We start from the raw sequence: 20,534 nt of genomic DNA, 5'->3' as shown, positions 1-20,534 counted from the left end.
TGCTCCTCACATCAGGGGGGACGGCGTGTAACCGGCAAGACCGGCGTCGAGGCGGCGGGCAAGCGCGATCAGCGCGGCCTCGCCCCGTTCGGGTCCGACCAGCTGGACCGAGACGGGCAACCCATGCTCGTCCAGCCCGGCAGGCAGGCTGATGGCGGGCAGCCCCGCGATATTGGCGAGGCCGGTGAACGCCGACTGCGTGACCGGCGGGCGTCCCCCATGCGGGAAGGCGGCCTGCGGCGTGGTCGGCATCAGCAGCGCGCCATCGCGCCCGACCGCCGCGCGCACGGCCTCGCGCGTGCGGGAGAGGATCGCGCGGGCGCGCTCGACCTCCTCGTCCGGGCGGCCTTCGGCATAATCCAGCATGAAGCGCAGTTCCTCGGACAGCTTGTCCGGAGCTTCCGCGCGCGCGTCGCCCAGATGGCCGATCAACTCGCGCGCGGCGATGACGAAGCCGGCAAAGCGAATATCGGCGGCGCCGTCTTCCAGCGCCAGCATCCGGCGCGGCAGGGCATCCAGCAGCGCCAGCGCGCGCGCATGGGCGTCGAGCACCGCCGGATCGCAGGCGATGTCGTCGAAATTCTCCAGCAGCACGAGATGACCGGGCGCTGGCCCAGCTTCCACGGCATCGCACAACACGCACAGCAGCTCTTCCAGATCGTCGAGCGAATGGGCGATCGGTCCGATGACGTCGAGCCATTCGCTCAGCGGCGCCAGCCCGGCATCGGATATGGCGCCATGGGTGGGCTTGAGGCCGTACAGGCCGTTATAGGCCGCCGGAATGCGTATCGAGCCGAGCGTGTCGGTGCCCAGCGCGGCCACGCACAGCCCCGCCGCGACCGCCGCGCCGCTGCCGCCCGACGATCCGCCGGGGGTATGGCCGATGCGGTGCGGGTTCATGGTGCGGCCGAACCACGGATTGTCGGTCGTCGCGCCCAGCGCGGCCTCATGCATGTTGAGCGTGCCGAGGATGATCGCCCCGGCAGCGCGCAACCGCCGCACCGCCTCGGCGTCCTCGCTCGCCACCATGCCCCGCCGCAGCGCCATGCCGGCATTCCATTCCAGCCCCCGCACCGCGATGTTCGCTTTAACCGCGATCGGCACGCCCTCCAGCGGACGCGCGCGCGCTTCGCCGATCAGACGGCCGCTTTCCGCCGCCGCCGCGCGCGCGCCTTCGCGATCCACCTCGACATAGGCCCGGATCTGCGGATCATGGGCGTCGATCCGCGCCAGATAATGGTCGACAACCTGCGCGGGCGTGGCCGTGCCCGCCGCATAGGCCGCGCGCAGCCCGGCTATGTCGAGCCGGTGGAGGTCGCTCACAGCTTGCGCTCGTCGATCAGGCGGATCGGCTTCTGCCGCACGTCGATCTGCGTCGCGGCGGCCGTTTCGCCCGGCCCGACCAGCTTCACCCCGACCTCCACGCTCAGCCCCTGACGCAGCACCGCCGCCAGTTGCGCCATGTCGGTGCCGCCATGGCTCTCGATCGTCACCATCATCTCGTCCCGGCCGGAGGCGTCGCGGGAGACATGGCACACATATTCGCCGGTCAGGTCGGAACGGTTCTCGATCAACGCGCCGATCGCGTGCGGGAACACGTTGATGCCGCGCAGCTTCACCATATTGTCGCTGCGCCCCCGGAAACCGGCGATGCGCTTGAACACCATCCCGGTCTGGTTCGCGCCCGTCAGCTCATGGGTGATGTCATGGGTGTTGAAGCGGATGCAGGGGGCGATATCGTCCTTGAACAGGCAGGTGACGACCATGTCGCCGGTCTGCCCCGTTTCCACCGGCGCGCCGCCATCGATATCGAGCAGTTCGAGATATTGCGCGTCCTCCCACACATAGAGGCCGTCGCGCTCCGGCCCCTCGCCCGCGATGGAGCCGGTATCGCCGACCCCGTACCAGTCATAGGCCTTCGCGCCGCCCCACGCCTTTTCGACGCTGGCGCGGTCCTCCGTGCCGAGATGGCCGCAGATCATCCGGATGTTGATCCGGTCCAGCAGCCCTTCGGCCTCGGCCACCTCGGCCAGCTTGCGGATATAGTCGATGAAGCCGACCAGCACGGAGACGTTGAAATCCGCCATCAGCCCGATCTGGTTGGTGGAGCGCGTCTCTATGCCGGTTCCGGCGGAAAGGAAGATCGAGTTGGTGAAGTGGATCACCGCCTCGCGGATATAATGGCCGCCGTTGATCATCCCGTGGCCATAGACGGACTGGACCACATCGTCAGGGCGCAGGCCCTGCCAGCGATACATGCGCCCGACCAGCAAATTGGTGATCTCGCGTCCCTTGGGACCGAACAGCAGCGCCTGCGGCCGTCCGGTGGTGCCCGATGTGGTATGGAAGATCACCGGCGAGCGATCCCCGCCGCTCCCCACTCCGCCGAAGTCGCCATAGGGCGGATGGTCGGCGATCGAGGCCATCAGGTCGCTCTTGTCGTAGACGGGCAGCTTGACGATATCCTCGATGCTCCGGATATCGCCCGGCTCTATTCCCTTCGCACCCCACAGCCTCTGGTAGAAGGGGATTTCCCAGCCGCGTTTCATCAGCTTGAGGAACCGCCGGTCCTGAAGCGCGTGAAGCTCGTCCCGGCTCATCGCGGTGTAGCGCGAGACGAAGGCGTCGCCCACCGGATAATCCTCAAGCATCTGCTTGGCGTCGAAGGCTTCGAAATAGGTCGGAAAGGTCATAGTGGCTCCGGACAGGTGAAATAGGCAAGAGGATCGGAAAAGAGACGCGGATCAGGCTCGCCCGCCGCCAGCTCCCGCGCCAGACCGCGCTTCGCCGCGGTCTGTTCCGCCGTCATCGGCGCATGCGGATGGCCCAGCGTATGCGGGATGGCGCGTTCCACGACGGTGCCGTCGGTGCGCGTCACCACCAGCCGCTGCGGCGACAGCGCATTGGGATCGTCATTGCCGTCGAGCGTGACGGCCAGCCTGCCCGCCAGCGCCGCGATCGCGGGGTCGGTGAAGGTCGCGGGCACGAAGCGGCGCGGGTCGATGCGCCCTTCGCCCAGCATCAGCGCGACGAGCAGCGGCAGGCACAGCCGCGCATAGGCCGGGGTCATGTCGGGCCGGAGCGGGCGGCCGACCAGCCGCTCGATCAACGGCGGGACGAAAGCCTCCACCTTCGCGACGGAGGCGGCGTCGATCGCCCCTTCGCGCAGCAAGGCATCGAGCGTCGCCAGCACCCCATGGCTGGCGCGCCCGGACGGAAAGGGCTTGATGCTGACCTCGGCAATACGCCAGAGGCTTCCCAGCCCGGCGACATAGGGCGCCAGATCGCCCTCATCGAACAGGCTGAAATAGCCGAACGGCCCTTCCAGCGCGTCGTGCGGCCCGGTAAGGCCCGCCTTGACCAGATCAACCGCGCCGATCGCCGCGCGGGCCGCGCCCGCTATCTGCAACGGCAGCGCGATCGAGCCTTCGACATGTGCCTGCATCGTGCCCGCGCATTGCGAATAGGCGAGGCCGAGCACATCCTCCATCCGGTCCACGCCGTCGATGCGCGCCACGGCCAGCGCCGCGCCGATGCATCCCGCCGTCGCGGGACGGAAGAAGCGCAGGGGCGACGTCGCCGCCAGCCCAAGGCCGCTCGCCACATCGACGCCGACCGCCAGCGCGACGAGCGCCTCTTCCGGATCGCATCCGCCGCGCCGGTCGATCGCCGCCAGCACGGCGGCAGTGACGGTGGACAGCGCATGCACGACCGCCGGTTCGTGCACCGCATCCCATTCGAGGCAATGGATCTGAAAGGCGTTGACGAACGCCGCGCCCGCCGCCGGCAGCCTGCCGGAACGCGCGATCAGCCGGGCGTCGGTCCCCTGCCCCCAACCGCCCGCCGCCGCCAGCACGCCCTCGGCGCCGGGCGCGGTCGACCCCGCCGCCCCGGTGGCGAGCGTATCGCCGAGCAGGTGCAGCGCGGCGTCCCGCACCGGCGGCGGGAGCCGGTGCGGCGCGCGAGCGAAATCGAGAATATGGCGGGTCGCGCTCACAGCCATTCCTCCATGATCCGCCGGATATCGGCCAGGCTGTCGCCTTCCAGCACCGCCGCGATCATCGCTTCGGCCTGCGCGCCGTCGACGCCGCCCCAGTCCATCAGCGCCCGCGCTTTCCCGACGACGCCGCTTTCGGGGAGCGGCCGTTCCGGGTCGCCCCGCGCATCCGCCAGCGTCACCTGCCCCTGCGCGCTCGCCACCGATGCACCGAAATGGACGGGATAGGCATCGGTAAAGACCGGGCTCTCGACGACGCGCACCCGTGCGCGCGCCTCGGCCAGCGCGGCGATTGCGTCCGGTTCGAAGTCGGCGAGCTGCGGCACGCCGCGCTCCGCCACGATCGCCACCGCATGCTGGAGCGAGAATTTCGCCTCCATCACGGTGGCGGGATCGGGCCGGTCGCAAAAGACGAGCGCGTCGCGATAGGTGGAGACGGTCACGTCGCCGGTCAGCTTCCCCTGCGCCTTGAGGTCCAGCGCCGCGTCGATCGCCGGATGGGCATGGCGGCAGGCGCCCCATGGCTTGAAGCTCACCTCGTCGATCCGCCAGCCGTCCACCAGACGCAGCGGCCGGGGCGCGTCGCAGGTCGCCGCGAACAGCCCCTGCGGCCCTTCCAACACGAAACGCGGGCCGGTGATGCCCGCCATCGCATGGCGCGCGGCGGCCTTCCCTGTCGCCATCGCATGGGCGAGATGCCATTGCTTGGCCATCACCGGCTCGTGCCGCATCTGCCACAGCCCGCCCGTTACCGATCCGGCCAGGCCCAGCGCCGAAACGAGCTGCGCGTCATCCGCGCCGCCATGGCACGCGGCAGCGGCGGCAGCGCCGAACGCGCCCGCCGTCGCGGTGTTGTGCCAGAAGGCATAATGCCGCCCGTCGAACATCGCACCGATGCCTATCATCGCCTCATAACCGCGCACGCCCGCGTCCAGCGCCTGATCCAGCGTCCCTCCGCTCTTGCCGAGCAGGGTCGGCCAGATTACAGGGCCGGGGTGGAGAATCGCCGTGCGGTGCACATCATCCATTTCAAGCACATTGCCCAGCCAGACCGCCCGGTCCGCGACGCCCGCGCCCGGCAGCGCGGCGACGATGCGCGCGACGTCCGTCCGCCGCGCTCCGGCGGCGCACCCGATCCAGTCCAGCAGGTGGAGCCGCGCCTTTGTCCGGACAATTTTATCGACGGGACGCCGCAAATGCTGTGCAATCCGTTCAATCAGGCTATGATCGGTTGCATTCACAGAACGAACTCCGAAACGAAACGATTTGGCAGAGGATTGCAGACTTGTCGGCCACAGTTGGGAAAATAGCGCAAAAAGGCAGCAAAAAACCGCGATATCAGGAGCTTGCCGAGGATTTGCGGGCGGAGATACTGAGCGGCGAATATCCCGATCCGACGCAATTCCCGACCGAAAGCGCGCTGTGCGCCCGCTACGGCGTCAGCCGCTTCACCGTGCGGGAGGCGCTGCGTTCGCTCCAGACCGAGGGGCTGATCCAGCGGCGGCGCGGTTCGGGCACGGTCATCCAGCCCGCCTCGGCGCGAGGCGGCGCGCTGCATCAGCCGCTGTCCAATGTCGGCGAAATCCTGCAATATGCGCGCGACAGCAAATATCTCTTCACGCCGATGGGCAAGGCCCTGCTGCCCAAGAAGTTCGCCGTGCATATCGGCGAGGTGGCGAGCGGGCGCTGGCATCATTTTCGCGGGCTGCGCGTCCGGCAGGGCCAGTCCGGCCCCATCGCGCTGACCGACGCCTATATCCACCCCGATCTGGAAGCCGCCGCGAGCCAGATCAAGCCCAATGAGGATACGATCTTCCGCCAGATCGAGCGCCTTTCCGGCATCCGCATCGCGCGCGTGACGCAGGACATTCAGGCCGTTCCCGCCAGCAGCACGGTGGCGGCCGAACTGGGCGTCCCGCGCCGCAGCCCCTGCCTGCGCATCCTGCGCTGCTATCTCGACGCCACCGGGCGCATTCTGGAAATCTCCGCCAGCCATCATCCCGGCGACCGCTTCGCCTATACCATGCATATCGAGGTCGAGGGATAGGGGATCAGCCATCGGTGTCCAGTTCCGGCACGCCCAGTTCCGGCGCTGGCGTGGGAGCCCATGCCGCTTCCCCGGCGAAGCGGATCGGCGGCGCGATCTGGTGCGCGCCGTCCGCCTCCACCAGCAGGCCGCGCCCGGCGACCTGCGGGTCCCGGAAGACCTCGCGGAAATCGAGCACCGGAGAGAAAGCCACGTCCTTGTCGGCGAACCATGCGACCCATTGGTCGCGGGTGCGGGCGCGGAAGCTTTCGCGCAGGAAGGCGACCAGCGGCGCCTGCGCCTCGCCGGGCGGTTCCGCCCCCAGCGGCGCGAGATCGGGCCGCCCCAGCGCGTCGAGCAGATTGGCGACGAATTTGAGTTCCCGCCCGCCCAGCACGACATGCCGCCCATCCGCCGTTTCATAGACATTGTAGAAGGCGGCCCCGCCCAGCGAACGCTGCGTCGCGGAACGAGGCGGCTCGCCGCCTGCGATCGCGTCACCCACGATATGCGCGCACCAGGGCAGCATCGCGTCGAACATCGCGATGTCGACATAATCGCCCCGCCCGCTCTTCTCCCGCCCGATCAGCGCCATCAGCACCGCCGACAGGCCGGTGAGACCGGCGGCCATGTCGGCGGCAGGCACGCCCGGCACGACCGGCGCGCCGTCGGGGCCGTCATTCACCGAGAGGAAGCCCGCCATCGCCTGTACCGCCATGTCATGGGCGGCATGATGCGCGCGCGCGCCGCTCTGGCCGAAGGCGGAGATCGAGCAATAGACGATGCGCGGGTTGCGCGCGGCGACGGCCTCATACCCGAAGCCCAGCCGCGCGATCACGCCCGGCCGGAAGGATTCGAGGAACACGTCCGCCCCGTCGATCAGCGCCCAGAGCGCCTCGCGCCCCGCCTCGCTCTTGAGGTCGAGCACGACGCTCTGCTTGCCGCGATTGAGGTTGCGGAACCAGATCGACTGCCCCTGCTCGAAAGGCGGCTGGTCGCGCGCGGGGTCGCCCGCGGGCGGCTCCACCTTCACGACCTGCGCGCCCTGATCGGCCATCATCATCGACAGCATCGGCCCCGGCAGGAATTGCGACAGGTCCACGACCTTTATGCCCGAAAGCTTGCCCATCGGATCAGACGACGCCCTTTTCCCTGAAACCCTCGATATCCGCCGCGCTGAAACCGGCCTCCGCCAGCACCGCGTCGGTATCCGCGCCCAGCAGCGGCGCGGCGCGATTGGGCAGCCGCTCCCCGTCGAGCCGGATCGGATTGGCCAGCACCCGCATATCCGCACGATCGGGATGGGGCGCGGTGTCGATCATCCCCGTTTCCCGGAGGAACGGATTGTCCAGCGCCTGATCGAGCGCATAGACCGGCGACACCGGCATATGTCCCGACAACAGGTCGACCCAGTGCGCGACCGGCTTTTCGCTGAAGATGCCGTCGAAAATGGCGGTCAGCGCATCGCGGTGCGCCAGCCGGTCGGCGGGGGTGCGGAAACGGGCGTCCTCGCCCAGTTCCGGGTGGCCGATCCGGTCCAGCAGCACGTTCCAGAATTTGGGAAGCTGCGCCATCACGAACACCCATCCGTCCGCCGCGCGGAACAGCTGGCTCGGCGTCACCGACGGATGGGCGGAGCGTTCCGCCCGGCCGGTCACATCGCCCGCGTTGAGATACCACATCGCCGGATAGCTGGTCTGGTGGATGGCGGCGGAGAGCAGGTCGACATCGACATCCCGCCCCTTGCCGGACCGCTGCGCATCGAGCAGCGCGCCCAGCAGGCCGATGGTCATGATCGTGCCGGTCATGAAATCGACCAGCGACAGCCCCGCCCGCGTGGGCGGCGCGTCCGGCTCGCCGGTCAGCGAGAGCCAGCCCGCCTCGGCCTGCATCAGATAATCATATCCCGGCCACCGCGCCCTCTCATTGTCGCGGCCATAGGCGGAAAGATGCGCGCAGACGATCGCCGGATTGACGTCCTTCAACTGCGCATGGGTCAGGCCCATCCGCTCCGGCAGGTCGCCGCGCAGATTGTTGACGACCGCATGCGCGGATCCCGCCAGCCGGTGGAGGATCGCCTTCCCTTCCTCCGTGTTGAGGTCGAGCGTCAGCGACCGCTTGTTGAGGTTGAAGGTCTGGAAGAAGAGGCTCTCCCCGTCCCGCAGATAATGCGGCCCCACCGCGCGGGCGGTATCGCCGCCGCGCGGGGGTTCGATCTTGATGACGTCCGCCCCCATCTGCGCCAGGAACATGGTGCCATAGGGACCGGCGCCATATTGCTCGGCGGACAGGATGCGGAAGCCGGCCAGAGGAAGATCGGCCATTATACCGGGTTCCTTTTCAGCCATTGCTTGGCGATGATCATCCGCTGCATCTCGTTGGTGCCCTCGCCGATGCACATCAGCAGGGCGTCGCGATAGAAGCGCTCGATCTCATATTCCTTGGAATAGCTGTAGCCGCCGAAGATGCGCATCGCCTCTTCCGAATTGCGGACCGCCGCTTCGGAGGCGAAGAATTTGGCCATGCCCGCTTCCATGTCGCAGCGCTCGCCGCGATCATAGGCGCGCGCGGCCTGCTCGACGAGCAGGCGCGCCGCCTCGGCCCGCGTCACCATTTCGCCGAGCTTGAGCTGGATCGCCTGATGCTGCGCGATCGGCTTGCCCATAGTCTTGCGGATCTGCGCATATTCGGTGGCGAGGCGCAGCGCCCCTTCGGCAAGGCCCACGCCCCGCGCCGCGACATTGATGCGCCCCAGCTCCAGCCCGCCGGTGGCCTGGAAGAAGCCCTCGCCCTCGACGCCGCCGATCAGGTTTTCGGCCGGGACGCGGTAATTGTCGAACACCAGCTCGGCGCTGTCTATGCCCTTATAGCCCAGCTTGTCGAACTTCTTGCTGACCGAAAAGCCCTCCCCCTTGGGCGCGATGAAGAAGCTCATCCCCTTGTAGCGCGGCTCGGCCCTGGGGTCGGTCTTTACCAGCAGCGCGAAGCAACTGCCGTTCACGCCGTTGGAAATCCACGTCTTGGTGCCGTTGATCACATAATCGTCGCCGTCGCGCACCGCGAGCGTGCGGATGGCCTGTAGGTCGGTGCCCGCATCGGGCTCCGTCAGCGCGAGACCGCCCCGGATCTCGCCGCTGGCGAATTTGGGCAGCCATGTGCGCTTCTGCTCCTCGGTGCCGAAGCGCTCGACCGCCGCGGCCATGATGAGGTGCGAATTGACGATGCCGGTTATCGCCATCCAGTAGGAGGACACGCGCGTGATGATCTTGGCATAGGTGGTCGCGGGCAGGCCCAGACCGCCATATTCCTGACCGATGGTCGCGCCGAAAAGCCCCATTTCCGTCATCTGCTCCACCAGCGCGGCGGGCCAGATGTCGTTATGGTCGTGGTGCATGACCACGGGCCGGACGTCCCGCTCGATCCAGCGATCGATCGTCTCCAGCAGCGCGGCTTCATCATCTGCGTCGATGTGCCGCTGAATATGTTCGGACATGGTTTCTTTCCTCAATCGTCCGCCGGGCCGAAACCGCGCTTCCAGATCAGCATGGTCCGGTTGAAGGTGCACACCACCGTGCCGTGCTGGTTCTTGCCGATCGTCTTGACGGTGACGATGCCCTGTTCCGGACGGGAACTGGACTCGCGCTTTTCGATCACCTCGCTCTCGGCATAGAGGGTGTCGCCGGGGAACATCGGGTGGGTCATCTTGATATTGTCCCAGCCCAGATTGGCGACCGCCTTCTGGCTGAGGTCCGAAACGCTCATGCCGACCATCAGCGCCACGGTCAGCGGCGAACAGATCAGCGGCTTTTCGAATTCGGTCTTCTTGGCGAATTCATAGTCGAAATGCGCCGGATGCGTGTTCATCGTCAGCAGCGTGAACCACACATTGTCGGTGTCGGTGATGGTCCGTCCGGGGCGGTGCTCATAGATATGGCCCACCACGAAATCCTCATAGTAGCGCCCGAATGTCTCACGGAAGCGTCCGGGGCTGACTTCGATCACACCTTCACGCATGTTGATTGCCCTGCATTGCCAATATCCTCTGATATCGCCGCATGATCGGTGCTTCGAGCATGCGGCCGTTGAAACGAACCGCGGCGCCGCCGGCCGCGTCGAAAACCTTTTGCGCCTCCAGCGCCTCGGCGATCTGCTCCGGCGTCGGTCGGAACACCGCGTTGATGACCGCCACTTGCGCCGGATGGATCGCGGCCTTGGCGGCGAAGCCCAGCGCTTTTGCCGCCTCCGCCTCCGTCTTCAGCCCTTCGGCGTCGTCGAGCTGGATGAACGGCACGTCGATCGCCGGAATGCCCGCCCCGGCGCAGGCCATCACGAACGCGCCCCGTGCGGACCGCAACGGCTCCCACGCCAGCGCGACGCCAAGCTCCGCCGCGAAGTCGCCGCCGCCGAACATCATCGCGGCGACGCCGGGGGCGGAGGCGATCTCCGCCGCCGCGTCCAGGCCCTTCACCGTCTCGATGAGCGGCACGATGCCCGGCGCGCGGTTTCCCAGCACGCCGAGGATCACGCCGACCTCGGCCGCGCTTTCGACCATCGGGACGAACAGCAGCGACGGCAGCGCCGCCGCATCGGCCAGAGCGATCAGGTCCTCCAGACCCGCCCGCGTCCTGACGCCGTTGATACGCAGGACCAGCCGCTGGCCGTTCCCCTCGCCCCCCCCCTCACCAATCGCCGCGACGGCGGCCGCGCGGGCCTCCGCCTTGGCCGACTCGGGAACCGAGTCCTCCAGGTCGATGCACACCGCGTCCGCCCCCGCGTCCAGCGCCTTGGCATAGCGTTCCGGCTTCGATCCGGGCACGAACAGCATTGATGAAAGTCCGATGGCCGCGTTCACTCTGGCATCCCCTGCTTTGCTGCGCCTAAGAATTTGTCCGGACAAATTATAAGTCAAGTACAAAAGCTGAAAGCCGCATTTTTTCGCTCAGAACGGTTTGACTGCGCCCAGATAGGAGGTCGCGATCAGCAACGCGTAGACGATGAAAACCCAGATGCGGGTGCGGTCCATGGTGCGGCGGAGCGGAATCTCGGTGGCGTCGCTCGACCCTTCCTTCAGCAGCCGCCCGAGCTGCGGCCCCACCGGCTTGAAGGCGACGTCGATCATGATCGCGGCGACGAAGATCAGGCCGAACAGCAGCGCCTTGGTCGCCAGCCATTGCTCGGCGAGCGGCGCGCCTGTCGCCAGCGACACCGCGCCCAGCGCCAGATAGCCGAGGGTGATCGCGTTCTTCAGCCAGAATTCTATCCGCCGGTTGCGCGCAGCGCGCGGCGTCATGTCATGGAAATGCGCGTCCCAGACCAGCCACAGCCATGCAAGGCCCGCGACCCAGGCGCCCGCCAGAATGAAGCCGGGCACCGCCCAGAAGCCGCCCATGGTCACCACCGAAAGCGACACCGGCACCATCAGCGCCCAGGCGGTGCGCGGGGTCATGTCGATCAGCACCAGCAGCTTCAGCAGCGCGATTCGCTGGTCCAGCGTGTAGAGGTCGCGCTTGCGGAAATGCTGCCCCGCGAGGAACACGCCGACGTCGCCGCCCAGCCACAGCACGAACAGGAACAGATGGAAATAGACCATGCTCGGATAAGCCAGATCGGCGAGTGTCATCTTTTTTTCTCCCCATGCGGATCAGAGTCGCTTGACAGGCACCTGCTTACATGAAAATTTGTCCGGACAAATAAAAAATTATGTCCGCAGGCAGAATGCCCGAGTGGGATTATAGAAAGGGAGAATGACATGAAGCTTCATGCGCTTGTCGCGACTACCGCCCTGTCCGCCGGCCTCGTGTCGGCGCCGGTTTTGGCACAGACCGCTGCGACCGAAACGGCTTCGGCCGAAAGAGCCAATGGCATCGAGGACATCGTCGTGACGGCGCAGCGCCGCACAGAGAGCCTTCAGGATGTCCCCATCGCGATATCGGCCTTTTCCGCCGACCAGCTTCGCAATCAGGGCGTTTCCAACACGCTGGAACTGGGCCGCTTCGTTCCGAATCTGGTTTCGATGAACAATACCGGCGTGGGCACGGCCAACGCCTTCTACCTGCGCGGGCTGGGCAATACCGAAACCATCCCGACCTTCGATCCGCCGGTCGGCACCTATGTCGACGACATTTACCTCAGCCGCCAGAACGCCAATAATATCAATCTGTTCGACGTAGAACGGGTCGAGGTGCTGCGCGGCCCGCAGGGCACGCTGTTCGGCCGCAACACGACCGGGGGCGCGGTCAGCGTGATCCTGCGCGAGCCGGGCGACCGGCTGGGCGGCTTCGCCGAGGTCGGCTATGGCCGCTTCGACAAGAAGCTGGCGCGCGCGTCGCTGGATATCCCGCTGGCCGACAGCCTGGCGATCAAGCTGAGCGGCTATTGGCAGGACGACGACGGCTATACCAAGAACGTCACCACCGGCGATCGCATCAACGACGATGACGGCTGGGGCGTCCGGCTGGGCATTCGCGGCGAACTCAGCCCCTCGGTGCGCTGGAACGGCTCCTATGCGCATATCGTCGCCAATGGCGAGAACATCCTGAATTTCCAGTGCAATCCGGGCAATCCCAATGACTGCAAGGGCCGATTCGCCACCACCGGCATTCCTTCGGGCAAGAGCGCGGCCGATTCGCCCTTCGCCTCGCTGGCGATCAGCGGCCGGAAGAAGAATTTCCTGCTCGGCAACTACACCACGACCAACCTCGTCACCTCGAATCTGGAATTCGATCTGGGCGACAAGATGACGCTGAACCTGATCACCGGCTTCGTCAGTCAGGATCAGCAATATGCGCTGGATTTCTACGACGGGCGAAGCGGTCCCTCGCTCTCCAGCCCCAACCCGCCGGTCATGGGCTATGTGCGGGGCGGCTTCTCCATTCTCAACGACGGCGAGCATGACCAGTTCAGCCAGGAAGTGAAGATCAACGGCAGCGTCGGCGACGGTATGCTCGATTATGTCGCGGGCGCCTTCTATCTGGTCGAGAACAACCGCACCGACTTCGCCGACACCTTCACCCTGTCGCCCGCCGCCACGCTGGTCCTTGCCGACCGGATGCTGCGCAACCGGACGGAGGCGCTGGCGGGCTATGCGCAGCTCGATTTCAACGTCACCGAACGGATCAAGCTGACCGCGGGCATACGCTATACCGACGAAACCAAGACGGTGAGCCTGCATGACAACCGCGCCAGCTGCAATGACGGCACGGTCGAGGCGACCTGCATGGATACGATCAACCTGATCGGACCTTCGGGCCTGCGCGTTCCGGACAAGCTGAAAGCGAAGCTGTGGACGCCGCGTTTCGCGGTCAATTTCAAGGCGACCGACGATATATTGCTGTTCGCTTCGGCGACGCGCGGGTTCAAGTCGGGCGGATGGAACGCGCGGGCGACCGCCGCCAACTCCTTCCTGCCCTTCGGCCCGGAAAAGGTGTGGAGCTATGAAGCGGGGGTCAAATCCGACTGGCTCGACCGCCGGGTGCGCGCGAACGTGACCTTCTTCTACACCGACGTCACAGACCTCCAGACCCCGTCCGCGCTGGTCAATCCCAATGGGTCGGCCACCTTCATCACCCGCAATTTCGCAGACATGCGGAACAAGGGCATCGAGGCCGAGCTTGCGGTCGTGCCGGTCGACGGCCTCAACCTCTATGTCAATGCGGGCTATCAGGACGCGAAGTACAAGATCGACCGGAACGCGCCCGATTTCGACGAATATGGCATCCAGTCGGTCTATGCGCAGCAGCGCGCCTGCCAGGCGCTGATCGCCGCCGGCGCCATTCCCGGCGGAACCGGCACGACGGCGGCCTGCGGCGCGGGCATCGTCACCCCGTCCGGAGAGATCGCCGACCCGACTCGCACGCCCAAATGGACGATCGCGATGGGCGGCAGCTATGAAATGCCGCTGGGCGGCAGCGGCATGGCGCTGGTTCCCTCGGTCAACGCCAGCTATCGCGGCAAGCAGGAAACCAATGCCGCGAACTACACCATCTATTCGGGCGCGATCACCGGCACCAACGGCACCTATCCGGCCAATCCCTATGGCGGGGAGATCCTGACCGGGTCGTTCGCGCCCTCGGTATGGTTCGTCAACGCCAGCCTCGCGCTCAACGGGCCGGAAAAGGCGTGGCAGCTTTCCGTCGCCTGCACCAACTGCTTCAACGAGACGGCGGCCAACACCTCGCTGGTGAACACGCGCTATATCGACCCGCCCATGACCTGGACGGTTCGCGCGCGCTATAATTTCTAGAAACGGAAACGGGCGGAACGGCAGGGTCGCGCCGTTCCGCCCCATAAGGCAGGTATGCTTTCACGATGTCGCGATATGATAGTGCTCTGGACGGGAACGGCCTCCACATGACGATGGCAACGGGCGAACGCTCGGAATTCAGACTGGGCGCGAAACCGCTCGCGGCGGCACTGGTCGGCGTGGCCTGCGGGGCCTCGCCCATTCCCTTCAACGTCCTGCCCCTCGTCATGGGCCCGATCAGCATGGAATTCGGCTGGGATTTCGCCGCCATCAGCGCGGGGGTGACTGTCTTCGGCATCATCGCCGCGCTGCTCGCCCCGGTCTATGGCGGCCTGTCCGACCGATTCGGCGTGCGCCCGGTCGCGCTCTGGTCGCTGTTCCTGTTCGGCGTGATCTTCGGCTCCTTCTATTTCCTGCCCGCATCCAAGATCGGCTATCTGCTGTTCTGGGCGGTGCTCGGCGCGATCGGCATCGGTTCCACCCCGGTGACGTGGAGCCGGGCGATCAGCATGTGGTTCAACCGCCATCGCGGGCTCGCGCTCGGCATCATGCTGCTGGGCACCAGCCTCGCCGCGATGGTCGTGCCGCAGATCGCGCAAAAGGCAATCTCGGCGGGCGGCTGGCGCATGGCCTTCCCGGTGGTGGCGCTGCTGCCGCTGTTCATCGCGATTCCGCTCGGCTTCCTCTGGTTCCGCGAGCCGCGCCCCGACGAATGCCCCGAAGGCGTGGCCGACGCCAGCGGCGCAATCATCGGCATCACCTTGCGGGAGGCGGTCGGCGGCTATCGCTTCTGGGTGCTGCTCTCCTCGATCCTGCTGACCGCCTTCGCCTATGGCGGTGCCCATATCCACATCGCGCAGATCGTCGGCATGCACGGCTTTTCGGCGGAAGTGGCGGCAAGCGTGCTGGGCGTGGTCGCCATCGGCATCCTGACCGGGCGGCTGCTCGTCGGCTTCCTGTTCGACCGCTTCTGGGCACCCGGCGTCGCCTTTCCCGCACTGCTGCTGCCCGCGCTGGCCTGCTGGCTGCTGATGGGCACGCAGGCCGATTTGAGCCACGTTATCGTCGGCGGCTTCCTGCTCGGCTTTGCAGCGGGCACGGAATCGGACGTCATCGCTTATCTTGCCGCCAAATATTTCGGCATGGCGCATTATGGCCGCATCTATGGCGTGCTCTATATGCCCTTCGCCATCGGCTCGGCCATTTCGCCGATCATCTACGGCATGGTCCGCGACTCGACCGGCAACTACGACCTCATCCTCTCCGTCGCGATGGTGACGTTCCTGGCCGGCGGCGCGCTGCTGCTGGCGCTGGGCCGCTATCCCGACCTCAAGGCACTTCGTTCAGGGAATTGACATGACCACCCTTGCTTCCGCGCCCGATACCCTGCTTTCCACGATATCGGCGGCCGTCGGCACCGCCGCGCTGATCACCGACGCGGCCGAGCTGCGCTATTATGCGCAGGATGTTTTCAGCAACGGTCCCGATCTGCTGGCGGTGTTCCGCCCGTCCGACACGGAAATGCTGGCGCGCGGCGTGGCCGCCGCCACCGCCGCGGGCGTCGCCATCGTTCCGCGCGGCGGCGGCATGAGCTATACCAGCGGCTATCTGCCGGGCGAGGCGGGCGCGCTGCTGATCGACACCGGCGCGATGAACCGCATTCTCACCATTAACGAAGAGGACATGACCGCCACGGTCGAGGCCGGCTGCACCTGGGACAAGCTCCAGCGCGCGCTGAAACCGAAGGGCCTGCGCGCGCTGGCATGGGGCACGTTGTCGGGCATCAACGCCACCGTGGGCGGGGGGATGAGCCAGAACGGCGTGTTCTGGGGCGCGGCGGGCGGCACGGTGGTGGACGCCGCGCTGCGGTTCGAGGTGGTGCTGGCCGACGGCTCGATCCTGTCGACGGGCAGCGATTTCTTCCGCCCGTTCGGCCCCGACATCACCGGCCTGTTCGCCGCCGATTGCGGCGCGCTGGGCGTCAAGGCTACGGTCACGCTGAAACTGGTGCGCGAAGGCACGGCCTTTGCCTACGGCTCCTTCTCCTTCCCCGACGCCACCGCCTATTTCGGCGCGATGAGCGAGATCGCGCGCGAAGGGCTGGCGACCGAGAGTTTCGGCTTCGATCCCTATCTTCAGGCGCAGCGGATGAAGCGGGAAAGCCTGACGAAGGACGCCAAGTCGCTGGTCAACATGATGAAGGCGCAGGGCTCCGTCTTCAAGGCGCTGAAGGAAGGCGCGAAGGTGGTCGCGGCGGGCCGGTCCTTCCTCGATGATGTGCCCTTCTCCCTCCACCTGATCTGCGAGGGGCGCCATCAGGGCGCGGTGGATGCCGACATGAAGGCGATAGAGGCGATCGCCGTGAAGCATGGCGGCAAGACGATCGAGAACAGCATCCCCAAGATATTGCGCGCCAACCCCTTCCCGCCGGTCAATTCGATGGTGGGTCCGGACGGCGAGCGCTGGGTGCCGGTCCACGGCTTCCTGCCCCACAGCCGCCTGGTCGAGGGGTGGAACCGCATTCAGGCGCTGTTCGACGCCAATCGCGCAGAGATGGAGGCCCATGGCGTCGCGGCCGGGGCGATGCTGGCCGCCGTCAGCCGTTCCACCTGCCTGATCGAGCCGGTGTTTTTCTGGCCCGACGCGCTGGAGGATATTCATTGCCGGTCGCTGGAGGCCGACCATCTCGCCAAACTGAACCGCTTCCCGGCCAATGCTGCCTCGCGCGCGGTGGTGGACCGGCTGCGCGGCGAGATCATCCGCATCTTCCGCGATCTGGACGCCACCCATTTGCAGATCGCCCGCGCCTATCCGCTGAAGGAAGCGAGCGATCCGCGCGCCTGGGCGATCTTGCAGGCGGTGAAGCGGGCGGTCGATCCGAAGGGGCTGATGAACCCCGGCAGCCTGGGGCTGTAGGCGATGACCGCGATCAAGCCCTATGCCGCGCTCGCGCTCCAGATAGCCGCCCGATCGGTGGAGAGCCTGCCCGACCGCGCGGCGGCGAGCGCGCAGATGCTCGCGATGATCGGCGAGATCGGCCCGAAACTGCGCGCATCCTCCATCTTCATCCAGCAATATGGAGGCAGTCCGGTGCGCCTCGCCGTGCTGCCGGAATATTTCCTGACCAGCTATCCCGGCCGCATCTCCATCCCCGATTTTGCCGAAAAGGCGGCGCTGGACATGGACGGGCCGGAATATGAGGCGCTGGGCGAGGTCGCCGCCGCGCAGAATCTCTATCTGGCGGGCAATGCCTATGAGCGCGACCCGCATTTTCCCCGCCTCTATTTCCAGACGAGCTTCGTCGTCGCGCCTTCGGGCAAGGTCGTGCTGCGCTATCGCCGGCTGAATTCGATGTTCGCGCCGACGCCGCATGACGTCTGGTCGAAATATCTGGACATTTACGGGCTGGACGGCGTTTTCCCGGTGGCGCGGACGGAGATCGGCAATCTGGCCGCCATCGCTTCGGAGGAGATCCTCTATCCGGAGATCGCGCGGGCGCACGCGCTGCGCGGGGCGGAGATATTCGTCCACTCCTCTTCGGAAATCGGATCGCCCCTCGCGACGCCGAAGCAGATCGCCAGGCGCGCCCGCGCGTTCGAGAATATCGCCTATGTCGTCTCCGCCAACACCGCGGGGATAGAGGGCACGGCGATGCCGCTCGCCTCGGCGGACGGCCATTCGGTGGTGATCGACTATAAGGGCGTTCCACTGGCGGAGGCCGGCCCCGGCGAGACCTTCACCGCCTTCGCCGATCTTGACGTCAGCGCCTTGCGGGCGCAGCGTCGCAAGCCGGGCATGACCAATTTCCTCGCGCGCCAGCGGCTGGAACTGTTCGCGCCGGTCTATGGCGGCCCCTCGCCCCAACCGGCCGACAGCCTGATCGCCGACGGGGCGCTCGTCACGCCGGATCGCGACCATTTCCTCAGAGTGCAGGAACAGGTGATCGACCGTCTTTCCAAGGAGGGACTGATATGAAACAGGATGTACCCCCGCCCTATACCGCCGTCGCCCGTCATGCGGTGTTTCCGACGCCGAGCCATGACGAGGCCGCGCGCTATAATTTCCTGACCGCGTTCAACAAATATCTGGCGGGCACGATCGGCATCGGCAACAAAATCGCCTATGACAGCCGCGTCCTTCCGGCCTTTCGCGAGGAGCATGGCCGCGACCCGGCCGACCGCTTCGAAATCCGCGACGCGATGAACGAGGACCCGTGGCACCGATACTGGTCGGCGCTCAAGCGCAATTCGATGGAGATGCGCCAGCAGAACGGCCGCTCCATCACGCTGCGCCAGATCGACGAGCTTTCGGCGAAGGTGCGCCAGTTCAACGAAGGGCGCGACACGCTCCAGCTCGACCCCGGCCTGCCGGCACCGCATTATATGGACGCGGCCGACATCCATTGCATGCCCGGCAACTATCAGGGCGAGGAACGGCCCGGCGACATGTCTGCGGGCGCCAATTACGACAGCGGCCTGTTCGCCACCACCGGCGGCGGGCTGGGCGCGCTGTCCGACGGCGGCGGGCAGGCGCTGGTCGAATGGATACGCAGGGAGCGGCCCGGCTGGACGCCCCGTCGCATCCTCGATCTGGGCTGCACGGTCGGCCATAATATCGTGCCGCTCGCCCTCGCCTTCCCCGATGCGGAGGTGATCGCGATCGACACCGCCGCCGCCGTGCTGCGCTATGCCCATGCGCGCGCGCAGGCGCTGGGCGCGACCAACATCACCTTCATCCAGATGAACGCGGAGGATATGAGCCGCTTTCCCGACGGCCATTTCGACTGGGTGCAGACGACGATGTTCCTGCACGAGCTGTCCGGCAAGGCGCTGCCGCAGGTCATCCGCGAAAGCGCGCGCGTGCTGGCGCCGGGCGGGCTGATGTTCCATCTGGAACAGCCGCAATATAGCGACGACATGCCGCTGTACGAACAGTTCATCCGGGATTGGGACGCGTTCAACAACAACGAGCCTTTCTGGTCGGCGATGCACGCGCTCGATCTGAAGAAGGTGATGGAGGAAGCGGGCTTCCCGCCTGACAGCCAGTTCACCGCCCGCGTGCTGGCGGTGGTGGACCGCACCATCTTCCCGCAGGCCGCCGAAGGCGCGCAGGAAGATCATGGCCGCGCCGCCGCGTGGAACGCCTATGGAGCATGGAAGCCGGAAGCATGACCGAGGAAAGCATAGACTGGATCGCCCGCGCGGGCAGGCGCGCCAAGGGCAGGCGCCCCGATACGCTGCACGATTATAATGCGGAAAGGACGCTCTCGATCCTGCTCGCGGTGGCGGCGGAGGTGTCCGTCCTCAAGGAGCGGCTGGACACGGTCGAGCGGCTGCTCGATACGAAAGGGACGATCAGTCGCGCCGATATCGAAGCCTATCAGCCGGCCGGCGAGGCCGCCTATGAACGCGCCGTGGCCACGAAGGAATATGTCGCCCGCATCATGCGCGGCATGCAGCAGGAAATGGAAGCGATGCAGGCCGCGCCGGAACGGCCGATGGCGGAAATCAGCGCGGAACTGAGGGACAGCTGATGCGGCACCGGACGATCAGCGGCCGCATCGCCTATACGTCGAAAAAGCCGGAGATGCTGGACCGGCCGCGCGGGCAGGAATGGTTCAGCTTCACCCATCATGGCGACGGCAGCACCATATTCCGCGCGCGCTGCGAGATAGAGGAACCCGCGCCGACCGTGCTGCGCGATATCGTCTATGCGCTGGACAGCGAGGGGCGGCCACGGGATCTGCACGTCCATCTGACGGTCGGCGACGCCTATATGGGGTCGGGCTGGATGCATCACAGTCCGGGCGAGCAAGGCGGGCTGATCGAATGCGAGAGCTTCGGCCCCTCGATCGGGCGGCTGTCGCAGAAAATGCCCTATAGCGGCGCGATCGACGGTTTCGGCACGCATCCGATCGCGGGCGACGGCTATACGACGCGCTGCATGGATATATCCAAGGGCCCGCACCGCCGCCCGATCCGCGTGTTCCTGCCCTCCCCCGACCATCGCGGCGCAACGCCGCCGATGATCGCGGAGGTCGGCATCGGCCTCGAATATGTCGGGGACGAACGGGTTACGGTCGCGGCGGGCAGTTTCGATTGCCGCCATTTCCGCTTCGTCGACGATGAAGGCCCCGGCATGGGCGGCATGCCCCACCCGCATTACGACATGTGGGTGACGGCCGACGCGGACTCGATCTTCGTGCAGGGCGGCGTCGGCGGCTATATGCAGACATGGTACGAACTGGTCGAGCTGGAGCGCTGACGGCC

Annotated in this window: 18 protein-coding genes; 8 read left to right on the top strand and 10 right to left on the bottom strand. The window is 66.5% G+C overall.

Translation table 11 applies throughout. From position 1 onward, the window contains the following. Window positions 1-6 precede the first annotated feature (6 nt). Genes GGR43_RS04355 through GGR43_RS04340 form a run of 4 tightly spaced genes read right to left on the bottom strand, consistent with a single transcriptional unit; the run spans window position 7 to window position 5,193 of the window. On the bottom strand, window positions 7-1,323 hold the full coding sequence (locus GGR43_RS04355; RefSeq protein ID WP_188070709.1) for an amidase: 1,317 nt from the start codon (window positions 1,321-1,323) through the stop codon (window positions 7-9). Next, complete coding sequence (locus GGR43_RS04350) at window positions 1,320-2,693, bottom strand: phenylacetate--CoA ligase family protein (RefSeq protein WP_188070708.1); 1,374 nt, start codon at window positions 2,691-2,693, stop codon at window positions 1,320-1,322. Before GGR43_RS04350 ends, GGR43_RS04355 begins: the two co-directional genes overlap by 4 nt. Continuing rightward, window positions 2,690-3,997, bottom strand: a complete 1,308-nt coding sequence (locus GGR43_RS04345; RefSeq protein WP_188070707.1) for an MmgE/PrpD family protein — start codon at window positions 3,995-3,997, stop codon at window positions 2,690-2,692. Before GGR43_RS04345 ends, GGR43_RS04350 begins: the two co-directional genes overlap by 4 nt. Next, the gene (locus GGR43_RS04340) at window positions 3,994-5,193 is read right to left on the bottom strand and encodes an MmgE/PrpD family protein (protein WP_188070706.1); all 1,200 of its coding nucleotides are present in this window, start codon (window positions 5,191-5,193) and stop codon (window positions 3,994-3,996) included. Before GGR43_RS04340 ends, GGR43_RS04345 begins: the two co-directional genes overlap by 4 nt. A gap of 89 nt (window positions 5,194-5,282) precedes the next feature. Here GGR43_RS04340 and GGR43_RS04335 point away from each other — a divergent pair, with 89 nt between their 5' ends. After that, a complete protein-coding gene (locus tag GGR43_RS04335; protein ID WP_223177275.1) occupies window positions 5,283-6,044 on the top strand; it encodes a GntR family transcriptional regulator in 762 nt (253 codons plus the stop codon). A 4-nt stretch (window positions 6,045-6,048) separates the two neighbouring features. Here GGR43_RS04335 and GGR43_RS04330 read toward each other — a convergent pair whose 3' ends face one another. From GGR43_RS04330 to GGR43_RS04305, 6 genes are all read right to left on the bottom strand, one after another. Continuing rightward, the gene (locus GGR43_RS04330; protein ID WP_188070705.1) at window positions 6,049-7,152 is read right to left on the bottom strand and encodes a CaiB/BaiF CoA transferase family protein; all 1,104 of its coding nucleotides are present in this window, start codon (window positions 7,150-7,152) and stop codon (window positions 6,049-6,051) included. Between the two features lie 4 nt (window positions 7,153-7,156). Then, a complete protein-coding gene (locus GGR43_RS04325; RefSeq protein WP_188070704.1) occupies window positions 7,157-8,347 on the bottom strand; it encodes a CaiB/BaiF CoA transferase family protein in 1,191 nt (396 codons plus the stop codon). After that, window positions 8,347-9,516, bottom strand: coding sequence for an acyl-CoA dehydrogenase family protein (locus tag GGR43_RS04320; protein WP_188070703.1), 1,170 nt, complete (start codon window positions 9,514-9,516; stop codon window positions 8,347-8,349). Before GGR43_RS04320 ends, GGR43_RS04325 begins: the two co-directional genes overlap by 1 nt. A gap of 11 nt (window positions 9,517-9,527) precedes the next feature. Next, the gene (locus GGR43_RS04315) at window positions 9,528-10,037 is read right to left on the bottom strand and encodes a MaoC family dehydratase (RefSeq protein ID WP_188070702.1); all 510 of its coding nucleotides are present in this window, start codon (window positions 10,035-10,037) and stop codon (window positions 9,528-9,530) included. Beyond that, window positions 10,030-10,875 (bottom strand): HpcH/HpaI aldolase/citrate lyase family protein, encoded by an 846-nt coding sequence (locus GGR43_RS04310; RefSeq protein WP_284276862.1) that lies wholly within the window; start codon window positions 10,873-10,875, stop codon window positions 10,030-10,032. The genes GGR43_RS04315 and GGR43_RS04310 overlap by 8 nt, the downstream gene beginning before the upstream one ends. A gap of 87 nt (window positions 10,876-10,962) precedes the next feature. Continuing rightward, window positions 10,963-11,643: a hypothetical protein gene (locus tag GGR43_RS04305; protein WP_188070701.1), complete on the bottom strand. Its 681-nt coding sequence runs from the start codon at window positions 11,641-11,643 to the stop codon at window positions 10,963-10,965. A gap of 129 nt (window positions 11,644-11,772) precedes the next feature. Here GGR43_RS04305 and GGR43_RS04300 point away from each other — a divergent pair, with 129 nt between their 5' ends. The 7 genes from GGR43_RS04300 (at window position 11,773) to GGR43_RS04270 (ending at window position 20,529) form a co-directional block, all read left to right on the top strand. Then, window positions 11,773-14,265, top strand: a complete 2,493-nt coding sequence (locus GGR43_RS04300) for a TonB-dependent receptor (RefSeq protein ID WP_188070700.1) — start codon at window positions 11,773-11,775, stop codon at window positions 14,263-14,265. Window positions 14,266-14,372: 107 nt separating this feature from the next. After that, a complete protein-coding gene (locus tag GGR43_RS04295; protein WP_223177273.1) occupies window positions 14,373-15,620 on the top strand; it encodes an MFS transporter in 1,248 nt (415 codons plus the stop codon). 1 nt (window position 15,621) lies between these two features. Next, a complete protein-coding gene (locus GGR43_RS04290; protein ID WP_188070699.1) occupies window positions 15,622-17,181 on the top strand; it encodes an FAD-binding oxidoreductase in 1,560 nt (519 codons plus the stop codon). Window positions 17,182-17,184: 3 nt separating this feature from the next. Then, window positions 17,185-18,240: a nitrilase-related carbon-nitrogen hydrolase gene (locus tag GGR43_RS04285; RefSeq protein WP_188070698.1), complete on the top strand. Its 1,056-nt coding sequence runs from the start codon at window positions 17,185-17,187 to the stop codon at window positions 18,238-18,240. Next, the gene (locus tag GGR43_RS04280; protein ID WP_188070697.1) at window positions 18,237-19,436 is read left to right on the top strand and encodes a class I SAM-dependent methyltransferase; all 1,200 of its coding nucleotides are present in this window, start codon (window positions 18,237-18,239) and stop codon (window positions 19,434-19,436) included. Before GGR43_RS04285 ends, GGR43_RS04280 begins: the two co-directional genes overlap by 4 nt. Then, entirely contained in the window at window positions 19,433-19,798 is a 366-nt protein-coding gene (locus tag GGR43_RS04275; RefSeq protein ID WP_223177272.1) for a hypothetical protein, read from the top strand. The genes GGR43_RS04280 and GGR43_RS04275 overlap by 4 nt, the downstream gene beginning before the upstream one ends. After that, entirely contained in the window at window positions 19,798-20,529 is a 732-nt protein-coding gene (locus GGR43_RS04270) for a hypothetical protein (protein ID WP_188070695.1), read from the top strand. Before GGR43_RS04275 ends, GGR43_RS04270 begins: the two co-directional genes overlap by 1 nt. Window positions 20,530-20,534 lie beyond the last annotated feature (5 nt).

Source organism: Sphingobium jiangsuense (genome assembly GCF_014196495.1).
Taxonomy (GTDB): Bacteria; Pseudomonadota; Alphaproteobacteria; order Sphingomonadales; family Sphingomonadaceae; genus Sphingobium; species Sphingobium jiangsuense.
The sequence above is the reverse complement of the archived record's forward strand: the minus strand, read 5'-3'. Positions and strand labels throughout refer to the sequence as shown.